This is a genomic window from Ruegeria sp. D1(2025) (assembly GCF_056536425.1).
In genome coordinates this window covers 279,195-297,235 of sequence record NZ_JBQFPO010000005.1, presented here as the reverse complement: position 1 = coordinate 297,235, position 18,041 = coordinate 279,195, and the positions used below count along the sequence as shown (strand labels likewise).

Genomic DNA, 18,041 nt, shown 5'->3' with positions numbered 1-18,041 from the left:
CGAGGCCCACCCATGACGCAGATGCAGAAAGACCGCCCCTGGCTCATCCGAACCTATGCTGGTCATTCCACCGCACAGGCCTCGAACGCGCTGTATCGCAGCAACCTGGCCAAAGGGCAGACCGGCCTGTCCGTTGCCTTCGATCTGCCGACTCAAACGGGGTATGACAGCGATCATACGCTGGCACGGGGCGAGGTGGGTAAAGTGGGTGTGCCCGTCTGCCATCTGGGTGACATGCGGGTTCTGTTCGACCAGATTCCGTTGGAGCAGATGAACACCTCGATGACGATCAACGCCACCGCGCCCTGGCTGCTGGCGCTTTATATCGCCGTGGCCGAAGAACAAGGCGCGGATGTCTCCAAGCTGCAGGGCACGGTTCAGAACGATCTGATCAAGGAATACCTGAGCCGCGGCACCTATGTCTGCCCGCCGAAACCGTCGCTGAAGATGATCGCGGACGTGGCCGAATACTGCTACACCAACGTGCCGAAGTGGAACCCGATGAACGTGTGTTCCTATCACCTGCAAGAGGCTGGCGCGACACCTGAACAGGAACTGGCCTATGCGCTGGCCACCGCTATCGCCGTTCTGGACGAACTGCGCCCGCGCGTTCCGGCCGAAGACTTCCCCGCGCTGTGCGGACGGATTTCGTTCTTTGTGAATGCGGGAATCCGCTTTGTCACTGAAATGTGCAAAATGCGGGCATTCGTCGACCTTTGGGATGAAATCCTGCAACAAAGGTATGGGGTCGAAGACCCCAAATTCCGCCGATTCCGCTATGGCGTTCAGGTGAACTCTCTTGGTCTGACCGAGCAACAGCCGGAAAACAACGTCTATCGCATCCTGATTGAGATGCTGGCCGTGACGTTGTCGAAAAAGGCGCGCGCCCGGGCGGTGCAGTTGCCTGCTTGGAACGAAGCATTGGGTTTGCCACGGCCCTGGGATCAGCAATGGTCGATGCGGATGCAGCAAATTCTGGCTTATGAAACCGACTTGCTTGAGTTTGGCGACCTGTTCGACGGCAACCCGGCCGTGGATGCAAAGGTCGAAGAGTTGAAAAAGGGTGCGCGGGCCGAACTGGTAAACCTCGAATCGATGGGCGGTGCTGTTGCCGCGATCGAATACATGAAATCGCGGCTGGTGGATTCCAACGCGGATCGCCTGAACCGCATCGAGCGCAATGAGACCGTCGTGGTCGGCGTGAACAAATGGACCGAAGGCGAACCTTCGCCGCTGCAAACCGAAGATGGCGGCATCATGGTCGTCGACCCGGCGGTTGAACAGGAGCAAATCGGGCGGCTGAACGAATGGCGGGCGGACCGCGACGACAACGCGGTCGCAGCGGCTCTGGCGGCGTTGCGCGAGGCTGCGCAATCCGGGGCCAACGTCATGGAACCCTCGATTGCCGCCGCCAAAGCGGGCGTAACAACCGGCGAATGGGCCGAAGAGATGCGCAAGGTGTACGGCACCTATCGCGGCCCGACGGGCGTGTCGGGCTCGGTCTCGAACAAGACCGAAGGCCTGGAGGATCTGCGGGCCGCAGTGGACGCGGTCAGCGACAAGCTGGGGCGGCGTCTAAAGTTCCTGGTTGGCAAGCCGGGGCTGGACGGTCATTCCAACGGAGCCGAACAAATCGCCTTCCGTGCCCGCGATTGCGGTATGGATATCAGCTATGAGGGCATCCGCCTTACGCCCGAGGAAATCGTGACGGCTGCGATCGAGGACGACGCTCATGTCATTGGCCTGTCGATCCTCTCCGGCAGCCACCTGCCGCTGGTACAGGATGTCATGGCCCGGCTTCGCGAAGCCGGACTGGATCATATCCCGGTCATTGTCGGCGGCATTATTCCGGATGACGATGCGGCAAAACTGAAATCATTTGGCGTTGCCCGAATTTACACGCCAAAAAATTTCGAACTGAATGCGATCATGGGCGATATTGTCACCTTGGCCGATCCAAAAAACCTTGCAGCAGAATAACGCACAAAACCGAGATTAATTCCCAGTTTCTATTCCCAAACCCGAATGAATGGATTACGGCATTGTTCGGGATGCGAAAGGCCAATTGGCCTTTCGTAAAATAAATGAATGGGAGAGAAATAATGGGGATCAATCTGGACAATATGTCCCGCAAGGACCTGTTGGAATTGCGCGATCAGATCGAAAAGGCACTTAAAACAGCGGAAAAACGCGAGCGCCAAAACGCCTTGAAAGCGGCAGAACAAGCTGCCGCCGAATTTGGGTTTTCACTGGCCGAATTGTCGAGCGACGCGCCGCGTGGACCCAAAGGCTCAAAAGCCAAGGCAAAATACCGTAATCCGGCCGCACCCGAACAGACCTGGTCTGGCCGCGGTCGCAAACCGCAATGGGTACATGACGCGCTGAAATCGGGCGCGGATATCGCAGATCTGGAAATCTGACAGGGCTGGCCGGAAAATGACTATTCATATCGGCGCTGAAAAAGGTGAAATCGCTGAAACCGTTCTTTTGCCCGGTGATCCGTACCGGGCAAAATGGGCGGCGGAAACGTTTCTGACGGATGTCAGAAAAATCAATGACGTGCGCGGAATGCTGGGCTTTACCGGCACCTGGAAGGGAAATCCTGTAACCATTCAGGGCAGCGGCATGGGAATGCCGTCCCTGTCAATTTACGTCAATGAACTGATCCGTGATTATGGCGCGAAAACCCTGATCCGCATCGGCTCGTGCGGCGGAATGCAGGACAACGTCAATATCCGTGACGTTATTCTGGCCATGACCTCGACCACGCTCAGCACGCCTTCGCGCGGGATCATGAAAGAGCTGAATTTTGCCCCCTGCGCCGATTGGAGCTTGTTGCAGGCCGCAGCCAGCGCCGCGCAAGCCAAGGGCACGACCACGCATGTCGGCGGCATCTATTCGTCGGACGTATTCTACGATGAGCGTCCCGATCTGAATGAACAGATGGTCCGGCACGGGATTCTGGGCGTCGAGATGGAAGCCGCAGAGCTGTATATTCTGGCCGCCCGCCACAAATGCCGGGCGCTGGCGGTTCTGACCGTTTCAGACCATTTGCTGACCGGCGAGGCACTGCCGTCGTCAGAACGTGAAAGCAGCTTTGGCGACATGGTCGAAATCGCATTGCAAGCCGCGTTCCCGGACGCGACGTGACCAAGCTAGGGGCGATCCTTTCGCCCCTTGTTGCCCCGTCAGGCTAACGCCCATGCGACCGGTTATAACCGTTCGGATCAGGGCTTGCCCAGCCGTCCAGCGCACCGTCCAACGGGGCAAAGACTTCAACCAGCAACGGATGGCAGGTTGCGGTATCCGAAGAATGCACGGATGAACAATCCCCGCCCGGACATGCGCTCAGATTGCCTAACAGGTCGATCTCGGCAAAGAACTCCAGGTAATCGCCCGGACGGACGGGTGACGCCTTCATGAAATACTGACCGGTATCTCGCGTGAATCCGGTGCACATGAAAACGTTAAGGACGTCGTGAACTGCCTGCTCAGCCTCGGACATCTCAATTCCCAGATGGTCCGCCAGTGCGCGGGTCAGATTGGAGTGGCAGCAATGGTGGTATTGCGTCCCCGACAACAGGTTTCCGGTGTAAGGATCACACCGGGTTCCAATCACATCATGTACGGACCCGCCAAATTCGTCGATCCCGTACCAGTCCAGCGTGTCTTCGACAATCGTGGCCAAAGGGCGCAGGTTGGGAAAGCTTGACCACATCCGCTCTCCGACTGTCAGATGCGTGCCATGCAGGGCGCGGGACTTTCCGGAATAGAATCGTTCCGATAAGTCGTTGAGATTCCATATATTCAGATCGCCGACCTGCGGCCCTTCGACAGAAGTGATGCGAAAGAAATGACCCGCCGGCACCTCGAAACACCGGGCATCGCGCGGGGGCACCAACACCACATCCGTCTTTATCGCATCCTTTCGGACGCGCCGGTACAGCGCAAGATCAGGTATGGGCAAAGTGTCATTAGGATAACAGATCACCGGTTTTATCGCCCGACGGGCCGCAGCATCTTCAGGGGGCAGAGCCATCTTCAGTCCATCCAGCTTTTTGGCCAGAGTGCCTCATATCGCCCGACCTGAAAAGCCTCGGCGTTCCGGCTAAGCCTGATTCCTCAGGCATTGCATAGGCTGATCATTTGTTTGGACAACGGCCCCACAAAACGCGCAGGACCACGTGCCCTCTTTCAGATGCTGACGCCACCGGCAATCCCGGGTCAGAGACGAATGGCGCGACCTCCAAAAGAAATAGGCAATAACACCCGCAGCGAGCAAAAGCAGAAGAACTGGCATGGTTCTGCTTTGCTCATCTGCCGGTGAATTTCAAGAGGGTTGCCCTTGCCGCGCGCATCAAGCTGCGTTTGCGTATTCGAACAACTCAGGCTCACCCTCAGCCAGCCTCAGCACAGGTTCCGGCGTGTAATAGGCCCAGGCCTGACCCAGAATTTCCAATGCTTCGGACGCGTTGATCTTTTTGTTGTCTTTAGATTTTTTCATCGGAGTGACCCCGTTAGATCCTGTCACTCCTCCCTGTCGCAAAGATATAGCTGCAGGGTCACCGCTACATCATACAATTTTGCAGACGGGCAATGCGCTTGCCGCAAGGCGGCAAGCGCATATTGTCGTGTTTCGATTAAACGGCGCGCTCAACCATCATTTTCTTGATCTCGGCAATAGCCTTGGCCGGATTAAGCCCCTTGGGGCAAGTCTTGGCGCAGTTCATGATCGTATGGCAGCGATACAGCTTGAACGGATCTTCCAATTCATCCAGGCGCTCGCCCGTGGCCTCGTCCCGGCTGTCGATGATCCACCGATAGGCGTGCAGCAGAGCGGCGGGGCCTAGGTAACGATCACCGTTCCACCAGTAACTGGGGCAGGATGTCGAGCAGCTGGCGCACATAACGCATTCGTAAAGGCCATCCAATTTCTTGCGATCCTCGATGGATTGCTTCCACTCTTTCGCCGGGCGGTTGGTCTTGGTTTCCAGCCACGGCATGATGGAGGCGTGTTGCGCGTAGAAATGCGTCAGGTCGGGGATCAGATCCTTGACCACCGGCATGTGCGGCAGAGGATAAATCTTCACGTCGCCCTTGATCTCATCCATGCCGTAGATACAAGCCAGCGTGTTGATCCCGTCGATATTCATTGCGCAGGAACCGCAGATGCCTTCACGGCACGAGCGGCGGAACGTCAAGGTCGGATCCACTTTGTTCTTGATATAAATCAGCGCGTCCAGAACCATCGGGCCGCAATCGTCCATATCAACGAAATACGTATCCACGCGCGGGTTCTGCCCGTCATCCGGGTTCCAGCGATAAATCTGAAACTTGCGCACGTTGCGGGCGCCGTCCGGCCTGGGCCAGGTTTTTCCTGTCGTGATACGGGAATTCTTGGGAAGCGTTAATTGAACCATTTTTGGACTCTCCGGCAGGGCATCGGCAGTTCAGGCCCGCACTTGTTCAGCGCGGGATAGCGGCGTTCAGGTCCACCGCAGGCGGGACAAGCTTTTTTCACTGGCTGACCTCCGCTGCGGTTTTATGTTCGCCTTCAACGGGAAGTGTTTCGACCACTTCCAGAATAGTTCGGACTCTGGCCTCAAACGAATGAGTCTCGCGCATCTGGCTGGCAAATTTCAGGCGCTTACGGCGTTTTGCATCGGTTTCAGATGACGCAGCTTCAATGGCTTTACCAAAGCTTTCTTCGTCGTCAAACAAATATACATACTCACGCAGATCTTCGGGCAACCATCTGACGTCGTCGGAAAGAGGCACTGAGCCACAAGCCAGTGTGTCGAATATACGATTGGACGTCTGGCCATTCTCCTTCATCTGCGGAGTATGATCATTCAGCACAATGTCTGCTTGCGAATAGACTTCGGACAGGCGGCTGTTTTCAACTCGATCACCGCGTACGAACTCAGCATATTCGCTGGCCTTCCAACCCGGTCCCCAGATGTTCAGGTCGCGTTCAGAGCGGGCAGCGTACCCGACGGAAACGCGCTCAAATCCTGCGCGGCTTCTGCCGACGAAAACGATCCCGTCTCCGCGAAGGTTTTCACGAGGGTGCATGGTGTGTGAATCGAACCCTTGAGGCAACAGAGACGATTTCTCTGCCATCTCGCTTTCCAAAGCGGCAGCATACATCAGCCCGGATGCCCAGAATACATGGTCGGCCTCGTCGTAGTTTATCTTTCGAATCCCCTTCGAGATCGCCCAATACAGGCAAGTTCGTCCCCTTTGTTTTCCAAAGTTGGCACGTCCCTTCAATACCAGATCAATACCGCCGGGTTTCGTGTTCTTGTACCATTCATCCGCCGGGTCGATCGTCGTTTTATATCCCAGCCGCGAAAATTCCTTGGCCAAGCCGAGCGCGAAATAGTAATCCCCCCAAGCAGTCTGCGTCTCACGGTTGGGTGCGGCTACTTTGATGGATACATCCGGGTTTCGCTTCCAATCGGCGGGCAACAGCCTTGGACATGCAGAAAGCCACCGGCTTTGTTCGGCGGGAACAATATCGACTGCATCGAAATATCGCTCGACACCGTATTCTTCGATATCGGTATCCTTAAACCTGGCCAGTATTTCGTCATATGCGTCGGACAGCACGTTGCTGTCCGGATCAAGGCCCGTGACGATTACGAGACCCGTCGGTGCGCAATCGACGATCTCAAGCTCCAGGTCCGGACGATACGCCTGAAGAATAGGAACGATTTTCCATACATCACCCGTCCAGTCGCTGGTCGGACCCTGACCACGCTGGCGGGCCGTGATGGCGCTGTTCCAGGGGACGCAATCGTGCATCACGATCACGCTATCCGCGGAACAGTACCGCTCGGTGTTGATGAAGTCGCGCAGCAGGAATTCCATCAAATGCATACCGTCAAGGAACGCCAGATCGACGGTGACCCCAAGAACGGCAAGCCGGTTTTCAGCGAAAAATTCGTCGCTGGTTTGCTGGAACAGATATAGCTCGGGTTTTGCACCGATCAGTTCGTGTCGCACCGCGAAACTGGGATCGACCGATATGGATTTCGCATCGCTCAAACGCAGACTGGCACCTGTCTGGGTTCCAACCTCGAAATACCATTCCGGTTTCAGATTCACGTGCAGACGCCGGAGGAATTCCAGATAGTCAAGCCCATCAGCAAGGTGGAAACCTTTTTGGTGTTGCTCAGCCATTCCGACGTTTTCTCCGACAACTCATGCAATCAAAACCTCAGAGTTTTACCTTGCCCCGAACCCTCAGAACGTCCGCGCCTTGGGTGCGATTTTCTTCAGGTTTATGCCACCTTGATCTTCGGTTGTCAGCGGATCGACAATAACGGGGCGATAGCTGAGATCGACCTTGTTGCCCTCGACACGGCTGACGGTGTGAACGCGCCAGTTTTTGTCATCGCGTTCGGTGAAGTCTTCATGGGCATGGGCGCCGCGCGATTCCTTGCGGGCTTCGGCGCCGACGATGGTGGCCAGCGCGCTGGGCATCAGGTTTGTCAGCTCCAGCGATTCCATCAGGTCGCTGTTCCAGACCAGGCTGCGGTCGGTGACTTTCAGGTCGTCCATCTTGGCCGCGATCGCGGTCATCTTTTCGACGCCTTCCGCCATGGTCTTTGCAGTCCGGAACACGGCTGCATCGGCCTGCATGGTCCGCTGCATCTCGAGCCGCAGATCGGCGGTCGGGATTGCACCATCGGCATTGCGCACGGCGTCAAACCTGTCGAAGGCCTTGTCGACCGACGCCTGATTCAAAACAGGGTTCGCCGTATCTGCGTCCACAACTTTACCGGCGCGGATCGCTGCCGCACGGCCAAAGACCACCAGGTCGATCAGCGAGTTCGACCCCAGACGGTTCGCACCATGCACCGAGGCACATCCTGCCTCACCCACGGCCATTAGGCCCGGAACCACGGCGGTCGGGTCGTCGGCGGTCGGGTTCAGAACCTCGCCCCAATAGTTCGTTGGAATACCGCCCATGTTGTAGTGCACGGTCGGCAGTACCGGAATCGGTTCCTTGGTGACGTCAACGCCGGCAAAGATCTTGGCGCTTTCCGAAATGCCCGGCAGACGTTCGGCCAACGCTTCTGCCGGCAGGTGGCTCAGGTTCAGGTGAATGTGATCCCCGTCCTTGCCAACACCGCGTCCTTCGCGGATTTCCATGGTCATCGAACGCGAGACATAGTCACGTGGCGCAAGGTCCTTGTACTGGGGCGCATAGCGCTCCATGAACCGTTCGCCTTCCGAGTTGGTCAGGTATCCGCCCTCGCCCCGTGCACCTTCGGTGATCAGGCAGCCGGACCCATAGATGCCGGTTGGGTGGAACTGAACGAACTCCATATCCTGCAGCGCCAGACCGGCACGGGCCACCATGCCGCCACCGTCACCGGTGCAGGTGTGGGCCGAGGTGGCGCTGAAATAGGCGCGGCCGTAACCACCCGTGGCCAGCACAACCATCTTGGCATTGAAGACGTGCATCGTGCCGTCGTCCAGCTTCCAGCAGACGACACCCTGACACTGCCCGTCTTCGGACATGATCAGGTCGATGGCGAAATACTCGATGTAGAATTCAGCATTGTTCTTCAGCGATTGGCCGTAAAGCGTGTGCAGAATTGCGTGACCGGTTCGGTCAGCCGCCGCGCAAGTGCGCTGCACTGCGGGGCCTTCGCCGAACTCGGTAGTGTGACCGCCAAAGGGACGCTGATAGATTTTACCCTCTTCGGTCCGGCTGAACGGCACACCGTAATGTTCCAGTTCGTAAACCGCTTTTGGGGCCTCGCGCGCAAGATACTCCATCGCGTCGGTATCACCCAGCCAGTCCGAGCCTTTGACGGTGTCGTACATGTGCCATTGCCAGTTGTCGGGGCCCATATTGGCCAGCGACGCGGCAATACCGCCCTGCGCGGCAACCGTGTGCGAACGGGTCGGGAAAACCTTGGTTACGCAGGCTGTGCGAAGCCCCTGCTCGGCCATGCCCAGCGTGGCGCGCAAACCTGCCCCGCCAGCGCCGACAACGACCACGTCATATTCGTGTGTTTCGTATTCGTATGCAGCCATTTCGTTCAGCTCCGGGGTGTTACAAGGCGATGCGCGCGATGGCAAAGATGCCAGCGGCGGCAGCGGCGTAGGACAGGCAGATTGTCAGGATGATCAGGACCTTTTTCATCGTGCCATGCACGTAGTCCTCGATCATCACCTGCGCGCCGTCGGCGAAGTGCTTGAAACCAACCGCCAGGGTCAGCGCGGCGACAATGGCCGGGAACGGGCGCGCATAGTAGTCGAGCACCACGTCAAACGGCTGTCCCAAAATCGGTCCAAAAGTGAAAATAAACAGCGGTACAAGGATCAGCAATGCAACCGAGCTGACCTTCATCGCCCAGAAATGAGCCGTGCCGGACTTGGCAGAGCCCAGGCCAATCGCACGCTTGCGGTCGGTAAGATAACGCATGAGGGCCTCCTAATTATCCGACAATCAAAAGGGTCAGAACGGTCAGTACAACGGAACCGATCACCACGGCCCAACCCAGCTTGTAGGCGGTTGGAATGTCCAACCCCACAGCGTTGTCCCAGATAAGATGGCGCACGCCCGCCAGCAGGTGATACCACAGGCCGAGCAACGAAAAGGCCATGATCAGATCGCCCAGAACCGAGGTCAGCCACCAGTTGGCCCGTGCGAACGCTTCGGGCGATGTGGCAGCGGCCAGGAACCACCAGACGATCAGCAAAGCGGCCACGATCATGGCGTTGCCGGTGATGCGCGTCAGGATGGACGTGACCGACGTCAGCTGCGGACGATAAATCGACAGATGCGGAGAAAGCGGGCGGTTGCCCCGATTAACATCGGCCATGGCGGCTCCTTTTCGGTTGGCTACCGAAGGTTTTACCGTTTTTTGTGGGTCTGTCACGTGCTGCGGATGCAAAAAGCCGCATATTCGGTCCAAAATCACAGATAAAGTTAATATGTGATCACGGTAAATATTCTCGTGATCACAAATCACATATTGCGCCGCCTATGTTAGCGTTTTCAACGGCAAAGCAATGTGATCACGAATCTCATCTGCTCTGTCGCAAGCCCGCCGTCTGCTGCGTCACTTCGCGCAGCAGTTTCTTGCGGATACGCTCCGGGTAATCGTCAAATCCAGCCGCCGAGACGACAAATGCGCCCTCGCCGACAATGACATTCTCAAAGAAATAGGCGGTCAGATCCGGCTCGCTTTCTTCGATTGCGATGGCGTTTACGGTAATGCCCCGGCTGCGCAGAACCGCATGCAACTGCGAGGGTTCAACCCCTTCGTTCGAAATCCCGTCCCCGGAAATGTCGATCAGGCGTCGTTTGCAGTCCGCAACCTCGTCAAAGCTGGGAACCGTCATCTCCAGTGCCTCGCCAATCGCCGTGGAAAAGTTGCGCCATACCCTTGGATCATCGGAAACCTGTTGGGAAAACCTTTCGAGCGCTTCGAAGCTGTCGATGCGGGTCCAGGGGATCGTGATCCTTTGGCGCGAAGACCCCGTCCACTGGACAAGCATCAGTTGCGCCTGCCCCCTGACAAGTGCCTCGGACACAACCGGGTCGCGCAATCCAGCAGACAGGCCATCCATCTGAATACGGAACTCCTGCGCGTCGACCGATCCTGATACGTCAACCGCCAGCGCCAGCGCAAGATCGCACGCGGCTGCCGGAGGGGCAAAGCAGAGACAGGCCAGAATATTGCGAAGCCAAGACATGAACCCAGATTAGCATGGTTGGCGCGATCTGCGTTCAAATGAATGTAATCTGTCAGATCGGCATCAGGGCCCAGTAGTCCAGATCCAAAAGAACGTCCGGCAGGTATTTTCCGTCATTGTTTTTCAACCCAAACGGTTCACCCCCCTTGGTCGCCACCAGTCGCAGACGGATGGCACCAATGCCGGGCGTGCCGGTTTCGGCCTTGTCCAGAACCTCGCTCCACGCCTTGATCGTGTCGCCGGCAAAGCACGGATTGGCGTGGGCACCACCGTTCAGGCCGACGATCATCTGCGCGTTTGCCAGCCCGTTGAACGACAGCGCACGTGCCATCGAGATGACGTGGCCGCCATAGATCAGACGTCCTTCGGGTCGGAAGGTCAGATCGAAATGAACCTTGGCGGTGTTCTGCCACAGGCGGGTGGCCAGCATGTGCTCGGCCTCTTCCACGGTCACGCCGTCGACGTGATCGATTGTTTCGCCTGTTTTGTACGCATCCCAACGGTGGGATTCGCCGGATTGTACAAAGTCATATTTCGAGAAATCGAGGCCCTGCGGCACCACCAGATCCCGCGGGTCCAGCACTTTTTTCAGATCCGGCACAACCGTTTCCGGCGCAGGGGCATCAGGGTTCGCTTTGCGCACCATGACCCAGCGGACATACTCGATCACAACTTCGTCGCGCTGGTTCAGCCCGCGGGTACGCACCCAAACCACACCGGTCTTGCCGTTCGAGTTCTGCTTGAGCCCGATCACCTCGGATTCCGACCGCAGCGTATCGCCGGGATAGACCGGTTGCAGCCAGCGGCCCTCGGCATAGCCCAGATTGGCCACCGCGTTCAGCGAGATGTCGGGGACCGTTTTGCCGAACACGACGTGAAAGGCGGCCAGATCGTCAATCGGACTTTGCGGCAGGCCGCAATTCCGGGCAAATTCATCCGAGGAGTAAAGCGCGTGCCGCGCGGGATAAAGCGCGTGATACAGTGCACGCTCGCCGGTCGTGACGGTGCGGGGCACCGCGTGATGCAGAACCTGCCCGACCGAATAATCCTCGAAGAAATGACCCGGATTTGTCTTTGCCATTATTGTTGTCCCAGTTTCATGTCAGGTGAATAGTCGGCCGCAACCTCTTTGGTCACGGCCTGCGCGCAGCGCATGACGTTGCCGGCCGGATCGAATGCGTAGGACGGTGATCCGTGCAGTTCCCACCCTTTGGCCAGCGCGTCCGAAACCTTGTGGCAGAAGGCTGACGTGTCTTCCTCGGTCAGGAGACGGTAGAGCAATGCCATATTGTCAGCTCCTTACGAGGGGAAAGGTGAAGGGCCGACCAGCCCGTGGATATAACCGATGACGCCCAGGAGAACGATCGAAGCCACAAAGAACATCGCGTCCTTGCCATAAGTGCCGGGTTCGCCGGGCGTCCATTCAGGCTCGGACCGGTTGATCACGATCACCTCGACTACAGCCCAGGCCAGAAGCCCGCCGAACAGGATGATCGACGCCAGATCACCGTTTACCAGCAGGTGCGCGAAGGCCCATGTCTTGAACCCGGCCAGCATGGGGTGGCGCATGCCGTTGAGCAGCTTTCCCTTGGTTCCTGCGGGGCTCATCATGAATATCGCGATCAGGACCAACAGGTTGTTGATGTGGATCATGAAGGTCGGCGGCGACCACACATGGATGAAATCGGTCATGCGGTAGCCGAAAATCATCAGCAGGACCGACACCAGCAGCGCCAATGCCACCGCGCCCTTGCCCTTTTCGCCCATGGCGGCGCGCTGTTCCGGACGGACGCGTTTGAACAGATGCGCCGCCCACCAAAGCGCCACACCAAGAATCAGAAGAAGAAAACCCATTGCCGGCTACCCCGCTTGCAAAGCCAATATTGCCTCTGCTTTTGCCAGAATTTCCCGTGCGGTTACAACGTGAAGGTTTTCAACAATCTTCCCATCGACGACAGCAACCCCCTGCCCCTGGGCCTCGACTTCTTCAAAGGCGGTGATCTGACGACGGGCCAGATCGATCTCGGCGTCCGATGGCGCGTAGGCCGCATTGGTGACGTCGACCTGCGCCGGGTGGATCAGCGTCTTGCCGTCAAAGCCCATGTCGCGACCCTGCGCGCATTCGGCGGCCAACCCGTCATTGTCCTTGAAGGCGTTGTAGACGCCGTCGACGATAATGAGGCCCTCGGCCTTGGCGGCCAGCAGGCACAGGCCCAATGAGGTCATCAGAGGCAGGCGGTCCGGGCGGAACCGGGTTTGCAGTTCCTTGGCCAGATCGTTGGTTCCCATGACAAATCCGGCCATCAGGGGATGCGCCGCGATTTCAGCCGCGTTCAGCATGCCGCGCGGGGTTTCCATCATCGCCCAAATTGGCAGATCGCCGGTGATGGCCGCCAGCGCGTCCACATCTGCGGCAGAGTTGACCTTGGGCAGCAGCACGACGTCTGCGTCCATGTCGCGCACGGCCTCGGCATCGGCGCGGCCCCATTCGGTGTCCAGACCGTTGATTCGCACGATCCGGACTCTGTTGCCGTAACCGCCTTGGGCCAGAGCACCTTTCAGCGTTTCGCGCGCATTGTCCTTTTCGTCTGCTGCAACCGCATCCTCCAGATCGAAAATAATCGCGTCCACAGGCAGAGTGCGCGCCTTGTCCAGCGCCCGTTCTTTCGAACCGGGGATATAAAGAACGGAACGATAGGGGCGCTGGCGCGGGTCCATCTGTCTTCTCCCAAAGAAATAATGTTGCGCGGAATGGGGCATTTTTTACCGGAAAGTTCAAGGCAAAAATCGCCGCAGCGCAGCATCGGCACGCAACGCTCGGCGGCTTAACCGGATTTCACACCTCTGCCGCCAGCTTTTGAGGTCTTACAGCAAAGGGGTCGGATATGAGGATGACGGTTCTGAGGATGACATTGGGTCTGATAATCATGGTCGCCGCCGCGCAGCAGGTCTTTGCCCGGCCGGGCACCTGCGCCCTGCGCCCGGACGTAATCGAGCGGTTGGCGGCCACATACGGCGAAACACGAAAAGGCATCGGAATTGCCCGCCAAGGCGCGGTGATGGAGATCTACGCGTCAGACGAAACCGGCAGTTGGACCATCATCGTCACCTTGCCTGACGGTATGGCGTGTCTGGTCGCATCAGGTCAATCCTATGAGGCGCTGGCGGATGCGCTGCCGCCAAAAGGTGACAAGATCTGACCCGTCAGGTCAGTGCATCCCAGATCAGCTTGGTTCCGGTCAGGGTCAGCAGGACGTAGGCGATGCCAAAGAACAGGCGCTCGGACATCATCCAGTGCGCCCGGACGCCCAGCCAGGCGCCGAGAATGGCGAAGGGCGCCAGCAGAAGGTCCACCAGCGCGGTATGCCAGGTGAACAGGCCGAGAAATGCATAGGGGATGAACTTGGCGACGTTGATCACCCAGAACACCAGAACGGTCGAGGCCTGAAACTCGGTCTTCGACAGGCGCTGTGACAGAAGATAGACGGCGGCGGGCGGACCGCCGGCATGGCTGACAAAGCTGGTGAAGCCTGCCACCAGACCGGCTGTCAGACCTGCCGAAGGCGGCAGCCGGTTGGCAAAGCCGCGCACCCAGCCCCGGGTTTGCGCGAGATGCCAAATCACGAACCCGACCGAGATTCCGCCGATCAGTAGTCGCAGCAGGTCGTCATCGGTGGCGCGATAGAGCCATGCGCCCAGCGCCACGCCCGGCACGCCACCCAGGATCAACAGGCGCGAATCCGGCCAGCTCCAGCGTTTCCAGTAGGGCCCCAGGGTGGCCACATCGATCACCATCAGGATCGGCAGCATCAGGGCAAGCGCCTGCCCCGGCTCGAGGATCAGCGCCAGAATCGACGAGGACGCAAAAGCCACGCCCGAGCCGAAACCGCCCTTGGAAATCCCCGCAAATATCACCGCCGGGATCGCCACGGCAAAAAACATCAGGTTCAGATCGAACATGCGGGCGGCCCCGATTTGGCATATTTCCCAGCCGGTTTAGCGCAAACTGATTGCCCGGCGCAAACGGTATGCGGTCGCATGCCGCGCTGCGCGGCCCTTGCGCGAAACCCATTTAAGGACTAGCAAAACCGCGATTTCAAAACCGACCGGAGATATTCCAAATGGCCAGACCCAAGATTGCGCTGATCGGCGCGGGGAACATCGGCGGCACGCTCGCGCACCTTGCAGCTGTCAAGGAACTGGGTGACGTTGTCCTGTTTGACATTGCTGACGGGCTGCCGCAGGGCAAAGCGCTCGACATTGCCGAGTCCGGCCCGTCCGAGGGCTTTGACGCGGCCATGTCCGGCACAAGCGACTATGCGGATATCGCGGGCGCTGATGTCTGCATCGTCACCGCAGGCGTGGCCCGCAAGCCGGGAATGAGCCGCGATGACCTGCTGGGCATCAACCTGAAAGTCATGAAGTCGGTCGGCGAAGGCATCGCGGCCCACGCCCCCGACGCATTCGTGATCTGCATCACCAACCCGCTGGACGCGATGGTCTGGGCCCTGCGCGAATTCTCGGGTCTGCCCCACAACAAGGTCTGCGGTATGGCGGGCGTTCTGGATTCGGCGCGCTTTGCGCATTTCCTGTCGGAAGAGTTCAACGTCTCGATGCGCGACGTCACCGCCTTTGTCCTGGGCGGCCACGGCGACACCATGGTGCCGTCGGTCCGTTATTCGACCGTCGCCGGCATCCCGCTGCCCGATCTGGTCGAGATGGGCTGGACCACGCAGGAGAAACTGGACGCCATCGTGCAGCGCACCCGTGACGGCGGCGCCGAAATCGTTGGCCTGCTGAAAACCGGTTCGGCTTATTACGCGCCCGCCACCTCGGCGATCGAAATGGCCGAGGCCTATCTGAAAGACCAAAAGCGCGTTCTGCCTTGCGCGGCCTATTGCAACGGTGAGTTCGGCGTCGATGGGATGTATGTTGGTGTGCCGACCGTTATCGGTGCCGGCGGCATCGAGCGGATCGTCGACATCAAGCTGAACGAAGACGAGCAGGCCGGGTTCGACAACTCGGTCAACGCCGTCAAAGGCCTGATCGAAGCCTGCAAGGGCATCGACGGCTCGCTGAGCTAATCTCGCGCCTGCACTAAAGTTGAGCCGGTCCGTTTCGGGCCGGCTCTTTTTTCATACTATCCGGACGACGACGGATTTCAGGGCAAAGCCCGATCGGCAGTGTTGGCGCAAACGTCGCAAATGCCTTTTTTGAATATGTTTTCCAGTGCCGCCAAAGATTTTTCGAATCAATGACGACGGCGACTGAATTTTGTGATCACACGATAAAACGCCGTGATCACAAATCCGAAAAATCTTCGCTAATTTCCCCACCCCCATCAAAAAACCCTTTAAACTTGTCCCTTAGACCCCCCTATAACGGTTTAATCGTAGTCAGACGGGACAGTTTCGATGAACATTCACGAATATCAGGCCAAGGCTCTTCTTCGCAGCTATGGCGCTCCGGTCTCCGAGGGTCGCGCGGTTCTGCGCGCCGAGGAAGCCAAAACCGCAGCCGGTGAACTGGATGGACCGCTTTGGGTCGTCAAGGCACAGATCCATGCGGGCGGGCGCGGCAAGGGCTCCTTCAAGGAAGCCGATGCCGGCGAAAAGGGCGGCGTCCGTCTGACCAAGTCGGTTGAGGAAGCCGCCGAAGAAGCCAAGAAGATGCTGGGCCGCACACTGGTGACCCATCAGACCGGCCCGGCAGGCAAGCAGGTCAACCGCATCTATATAGAAGCCGGTTCGGGCATCGAGCGTGAACTGTACCTGGCCCTGCTGGTGGACCGCCAGACCAGCCGCATCTCGTTCGTATGCTCGACCGAAGGCGGCATGGACATCGAGGAAGTGGCCGCAGCCACACCCGAGAAAATCCTGTCGTTCTCAGTTGATCCGGCAACCGGCTATCAGGCCTATCACGGCCGCCGCATCGCTTTCTCGCTGGGTCTGGAAGGCGCGCAGGTCAAGCAATGCGTCAAGCTGATGAACCAGCTCTACAATGCCTTCGTCGAGAAGGACATGGAGATGCTGGAGATCAACCCGCTGATCATCTCGGACAAGGGCGACCTCAAGGTGCTGGACGCCAAGGTCGGCTTTGACGGCAATGCGGTCTACCGCCACCCCGATATCGCCGAACTGCGCGACACGACCGAGGAAGATCCCAAGGAACTGGAAGCGTCGAAATACGACCTGAACTACATCGCGCTGGATGGTGAGATCGGCTGCATGGTCAACGGTGCCGGTCTGGCGATGGCAACGATGGACATCATCAAGCTCTATGGGGCCGAGCCTGCCAACTTCCTGGACGTTGGCGGTGGTGCGACCAAAGAGAAAGTAACCGAAGCGTTCAAGATCATCACCAGCGATCCGAACGTAAAAGGCATTCTGGTCAACATCTTCGGCGGCATCATGCGCTGTGACGTAATTGCCGAGGGCGTTGTCGCGGCTGTGAAAGAGGTCGGCCTGAAAGTTCCGCTGGTCGTGCGCCTGGAAGGCACGAATGTCGAGAAGGGCAAAGAGATCATCAACTCCTCCGGCCTGGATGTGATTGCGGCAGACAACCTGAAAGACGGTGCCGAGAAGATCGTGAAGGCGGTCAAGGGGTAAGCTCGGGAAGGTTCAACTACAGGGGCTGATAGGACATCCGGGATGCGCAGCGGTCTGAGAAACGCGTTTGAAAACTTGAGCTGGGCGGGGCGCCGTAAGGGGCCGCGCTCGGGTCAGGGTTCGACGCTTGAGGCGACGGCTCCGCTGCGCGCGGCACTGCCCGGGATCTTTGAGAGGTATCGGGTCCGGACATTTCTTGATGCGCCCTGTGGTGACTGGACATGGATGCAGCATGTGGATCTGACGGGCATCGACTATACCGGCGGGGATATCTCGCTTGAGGTGGTTGACGCGGTCAAAGCCCGGCACGGGGCACCGGGTCGTTCCTTCATGCATCTGGACATCACGTCCGATCCGTTGCCCCGGGTCGACCTGATGATGTGCCGGGATTGCCTGTTTCACCTGAAATGGTGGCTGCGCTGGGCCTTCTTCGAAAATTTCGTGCGAAGCGGGACACCCTACCTGTTGACCACAATGCATTACGTTCCCGTCAATGGAAGGCTAAGAGCCAATGCTGGCTTTCAAAGGTTCAACCCCTGCGCCGCGCCATTTAATTTCGAAGACCCCGTTGAGACCATTTCGGAAACAGGCGAGATCAACCTGGACCCCGAGTATCTGCAAAGCCCGGCGGGGCAGAACCAGCGGTCATTGGGGATTTGGTTACGCGAACAGGTCATCGCCGCCCTTGAGCGGCACAGAGGTGCGTCATGA

General features: G+C 58.3%; 20 protein-coding genes. 7 read left to right on the top strand and 13 right to left on the bottom strand.

The features are described 5' to 3' along the window. Positions 1 to 12 precede the first annotated feature (12 nt). The 3 genes from ACR1XU_RS14615 (at position 13) to deoD (ending at position 3,150) form a co-directional block, all read left to right on the top strand. Positions 13 to 1,980: a methylmalonyl-CoA mutase family protein gene (locus tag ACR1XU_RS14615; RefSeq protein ID WP_480904793.1), complete on the top strand. Its 1,968-nt coding sequence runs from the start codon at positions 13 to 15 to the stop codon at positions 1,978 to 1,980. A gap of 122 nt (positions 1,981 to 2,102) precedes the next feature. Continuing rightward, on the top strand, positions 2,103 to 2,420 hold the full coding sequence (locus ACR1XU_RS14610) for an H-NS histone family protein (RefSeq protein WP_170614421.1): 318 nt from the start codon (positions 2,103 to 2,105) through the stop codon (positions 2,418 to 2,420). A gap of 16 nt (positions 2,421 to 2,436) precedes the next feature. Further along, complete coding sequence (gene deoD / locus ACR1XU_RS14605; protein ID WP_480904790.1) at positions 2,437 to 3,150, top strand: purine-nucleoside phosphorylase; 714 nt, start codon at positions 2,437 to 2,439, stop codon at positions 3,148 to 3,150. A gap of 43 nt (positions 3,151 to 3,193) precedes the next feature. Here deoD and ACR1XU_RS14600 read toward each other — a convergent pair whose 3' ends face one another. The 12 genes from ACR1XU_RS14600 to ACR1XU_RS14545 form a co-directional block, all read right to left on the bottom strand. Further along, the gene (locus ACR1XU_RS14600) at positions 3,194 to 4,039 is read right to left on the bottom strand and encodes an urea carboxylase-associated family protein (RefSeq protein ID WP_480904787.1); all 846 of its coding nucleotides are present in this window, start codon (positions 4,037 to 4,039) and stop codon (positions 3,194 to 3,196) included. Positions 4,040 to 4,357: 318 nt separating this feature from the next. Continuing rightward, entirely contained in the window at positions 4,358 to 4,504 is a 147-nt protein-coding gene (locus ACR1XU_RS14595) for a hypothetical protein (protein WP_480904784.1), read from the bottom strand. Positions 4,505 to 4,640: 136 nt separating this feature from the next. Then, complete coding sequence (locus ACR1XU_RS14590) at positions 4,641 to 5,420, bottom strand: succinate dehydrogenase iron-sulfur subunit (RefSeq protein ID WP_480904781.1); 780 nt, start codon at positions 5,418 to 5,420, stop codon at positions 4,641 to 4,643. Between the two features lie 97 nt (positions 5,421 to 5,517). Then, entirely contained in the window at positions 5,518 to 7,185 is a 1,668-nt protein-coding gene (locus ACR1XU_RS14585; protein WP_480904778.1) for a glycosyltransferase family protein, read from the bottom strand. Positions 7,186 to 7,248: 63 nt separating this feature from the next. Beyond that, positions 7,249 to 9,054 carry a succinate dehydrogenase flavoprotein subunit gene (gene sdhA / locus ACR1XU_RS14580; RefSeq protein WP_480904775.1) on the bottom strand — a complete coding sequence of 602 codons (1,806 nt, stop codon included), beginning with the start codon at positions 9,052 to 9,054 and terminating at the stop codon, positions 7,249 to 7,251. Positions 9,055 to 9,073: 19 nt separating this feature from the next. Further along, positions 9,074 to 9,445, bottom strand: coding sequence for a succinate dehydrogenase, hydrophobic membrane anchor protein (gene sdhD / locus ACR1XU_RS14575; protein ID WP_170614412.1), 372 nt, complete (start codon positions 9,443 to 9,445; stop codon positions 9,074 to 9,076). 13 nt (positions 9,446 to 9,458) lie between these two features. Then, positions 9,459 to 9,845 (bottom strand): succinate dehydrogenase, cytochrome b556 subunit, encoded by a 387-nt coding sequence (gene sdhC, locus ACR1XU_RS14570; protein ID WP_480813109.1) that lies wholly within the window; start codon positions 9,843 to 9,845, stop codon positions 9,459 to 9,461. A 205-nt stretch (positions 9,846 to 10,050) separates the two neighbouring features. After that, positions 10,051 to 10,722 carry a DUF1194 domain-containing protein gene (locus tag ACR1XU_RS14565; RefSeq protein ID WP_480904772.1) on the bottom strand — a complete coding sequence of 224 codons (672 nt, stop codon included), beginning with the start codon at positions 10,720 to 10,722 and terminating at the stop codon, positions 10,051 to 10,053. Between the two features lie 52 nt (positions 10,723 to 10,774). Next, the gene (locus ACR1XU_RS14560) at positions 10,775 to 11,803 is read right to left on the bottom strand and encodes a MaoC family dehydratase (RefSeq protein ID WP_480904769.1); all 1,029 of its coding nucleotides are present in this window, start codon (positions 11,801 to 11,803) and stop codon (positions 10,775 to 10,777) included. Beyond that, on the bottom strand, positions 11,803 to 12,009 hold the full coding sequence (locus tag ACR1XU_RS14555) for a DUF1737 domain-containing protein (protein WP_170679708.1): 207 nt from the start codon (positions 12,007 to 12,009) through the stop codon (positions 11,803 to 11,805). Before ACR1XU_RS14555 ends, ACR1XU_RS14560 begins: the two co-directional genes overlap by 1 nt. Positions 12,010 to 12,021: 12 nt before the next feature. Continuing rightward, entirely contained in the window at positions 12,022 to 12,576 is a 555-nt protein-coding gene (locus tag ACR1XU_RS14550) for an NnrU family protein (protein WP_321249260.1), read from the bottom strand. Between the two features lie 6 nt (positions 12,577 to 12,582). Beyond that, positions 12,583 to 13,440, bottom strand: a complete 858-nt coding sequence (locus tag ACR1XU_RS14545) for an HpcH/HpaI aldolase/citrate lyase family protein (protein ID WP_170679705.1) — start codon at positions 13,438 to 13,440, stop codon at positions 12,583 to 12,585. Between the two features lie 167 nt (positions 13,441 to 13,607). Here ACR1XU_RS14545 and ACR1XU_RS14540 point away from each other — a divergent pair, with 167 nt between their 5' ends. Then, complete coding sequence (locus tag ACR1XU_RS14540) at positions 13,608 to 13,922, top strand: hypothetical protein (RefSeq protein WP_170807421.1); 315 nt, start codon at positions 13,608 to 13,610, stop codon at positions 13,920 to 13,922. Positions 13,923 to 13,926: 4 nt separating this feature from the next. Here ACR1XU_RS14540 and ACR1XU_RS14535 read toward each other — a convergent pair whose 3' ends face one another. Continuing rightward, on the bottom strand, positions 13,927 to 14,682 hold the full coding sequence (locus ACR1XU_RS14535) for a sulfite exporter TauE/SafE family protein (RefSeq protein ID WP_480904763.1): 756 nt from the start codon (positions 14,680 to 14,682) through the stop codon (positions 13,927 to 13,929). A 161-nt stretch (positions 14,683 to 14,843) separates the two neighbouring features. Between ACR1XU_RS14535 and mdh the strand changes: the two genes are divergently transcribed. From mdh to ACR1XU_RS14520, 3 genes are all read left to right on the top strand, one after another. After that, complete coding sequence (gene mdh, locus ACR1XU_RS14530; RefSeq protein WP_170614403.1) at positions 14,844 to 15,806, top strand: malate dehydrogenase; 963 nt, start codon at positions 14,844 to 14,846, stop codon at positions 15,804 to 15,806. A 330-nt stretch (positions 15,807 to 16,136) separates the two neighbouring features. Further along, positions 16,137 to 17,330 carry an ADP-forming succinate--CoA ligase subunit beta gene (gene sucC, locus ACR1XU_RS14525; protein ID WP_480904760.1) on the top strand — a complete coding sequence of 398 codons (1,194 nt, stop codon included), beginning with the start codon at positions 16,137 to 16,139 and terminating at the stop codon, positions 17,328 to 17,330. A 42-nt stretch (positions 17,331 to 17,372) separates the two neighbouring features. Next, positions 17,373 to 18,041 (top strand): class I SAM-dependent methyltransferase, encoded by a 669-nt coding sequence (locus ACR1XU_RS14520; protein ID WP_480904757.1) that lies wholly within the window; start codon positions 17,373 to 17,375, stop codon positions 18,039 to 18,041.

Coding starts and splice junctions, on each gene's coding strand:
- ACR1XU_RS14615 (WP_480904793.1), top strand. CDS start 13: ATGACGCAGATGCAGAAAGACCGCCCCTGGCTCATCCGAACCTATGCT.
- ACR1XU_RS14610 (WP_170614421.1), top strand. CDS start 2,103: ATGGGGATCAATCTGGACAATATGTCCCGCAAGGACCTGTTGGAATTG.
- deoD (WP_480904790.1), top strand. CDS start 2,437: ATGACTATTCATATCGGCGCTGAAAAAGGTGAAATCGCTGAAACCGTT.
- ACR1XU_RS14600 (WP_480904787.1), bottom strand. CDS start 4,039: ATGGCTCTGCCCCCTGAAGATGCTGCGGCCCGTCGGGCGATAAAACCG.
- ACR1XU_RS14595 (WP_480904784.1), bottom strand. CDS start 4,504: ATGAAAAAATCTAAAGACAACAAAAAGATCAACGCGTCCGAAGCATTG.
- ACR1XU_RS14590 (WP_480904781.1), bottom strand. CDS start 5,420: ATGGTTCAATTAACGCTTCCCAAGAATTCCCGTATCACGACAGGAAAA.
- ACR1XU_RS14585 (WP_480904778.1), bottom strand. CDS start 7,185: ATGGCTGAGCAACACCAAAAAGGTTTCCACCTTGCTGATGGGCTTGAC.
- sdhA (WP_480904775.1), bottom strand. CDS start 9,054: ATGGCTGCATACGAATACGAAACACACGAATATGACGTGGTCGTTGTC.
- sdhD (WP_170614412.1), bottom strand. CDS start 9,445: ATGCGTTATCTTACCGACCGCAAGCGTGCGATTGGCCTGGGCTCTGCC.
- sdhC (WP_480813109.1), bottom strand. CDS start 9,845: ATGGCCGATGTTAATCGGGGCAACCGCCCGCTTTCTCCGCATCTGTCG.
- ACR1XU_RS14565 (WP_480904772.1), bottom strand. CDS start 10,722: ATGTCTTGGCTTCGCAATATTCTGGCCTGTCTCTGCTTTGCCCCTCCG.
- ACR1XU_RS14560 (WP_480904769.1), bottom strand. CDS start 11,803: ATGGCAAAGACAAATCCGGGTCATTTCTTCGAGGATTATTCGGTCGGG.
- ACR1XU_RS14555 (WP_170679708.1), bottom strand. CDS start 12,009: ATGGCATTGCTCTACCGTCTCCTGACCGAGGAAGACACGTCAGCCTTC.
- ACR1XU_RS14550 (WP_321249260.1), bottom strand. CDS start 12,576: ATGGGTTTTCTTCTTCTGATTCTTGGTGTGGCGCTTTGGTGGGCGGCG.
- ACR1XU_RS14545 (WP_170679705.1), bottom strand. CDS start 13,440: ATGGACCCGCGCCAGCGCCCCTATCGTTCCGTTCTTTATATCCCCGGT.
- ACR1XU_RS14540 (WP_170807421.1), top strand. CDS start 13,608: ATGAGGATGACGGTTCTGAGGATGACATTGGGTCTGATAATCATGGTC.
- ACR1XU_RS14535 (WP_480904763.1), bottom strand. CDS start 14,682: ATGTTCGATCTGAACCTGATGTTTTTTGCCGTGGCGATCCCGGCGGTG.
- mdh (WP_170614403.1), top strand. CDS start 14,844: ATGGCCAGACCCAAGATTGCGCTGATCGGCGCGGGGAACATCGGCGGC.
- sucC (WP_480904760.1), top strand. CDS start 16,137: ATGAACATTCACGAATATCAGGCCAAGGCTCTTCTTCGCAGCTATGGC.
- ACR1XU_RS14520 (WP_480904757.1), top strand. CDS start 17,373: ATGCGCAGCGGTCTGAGAAACGCGTTTGAAAACTTGAGCTGGGCGGGG.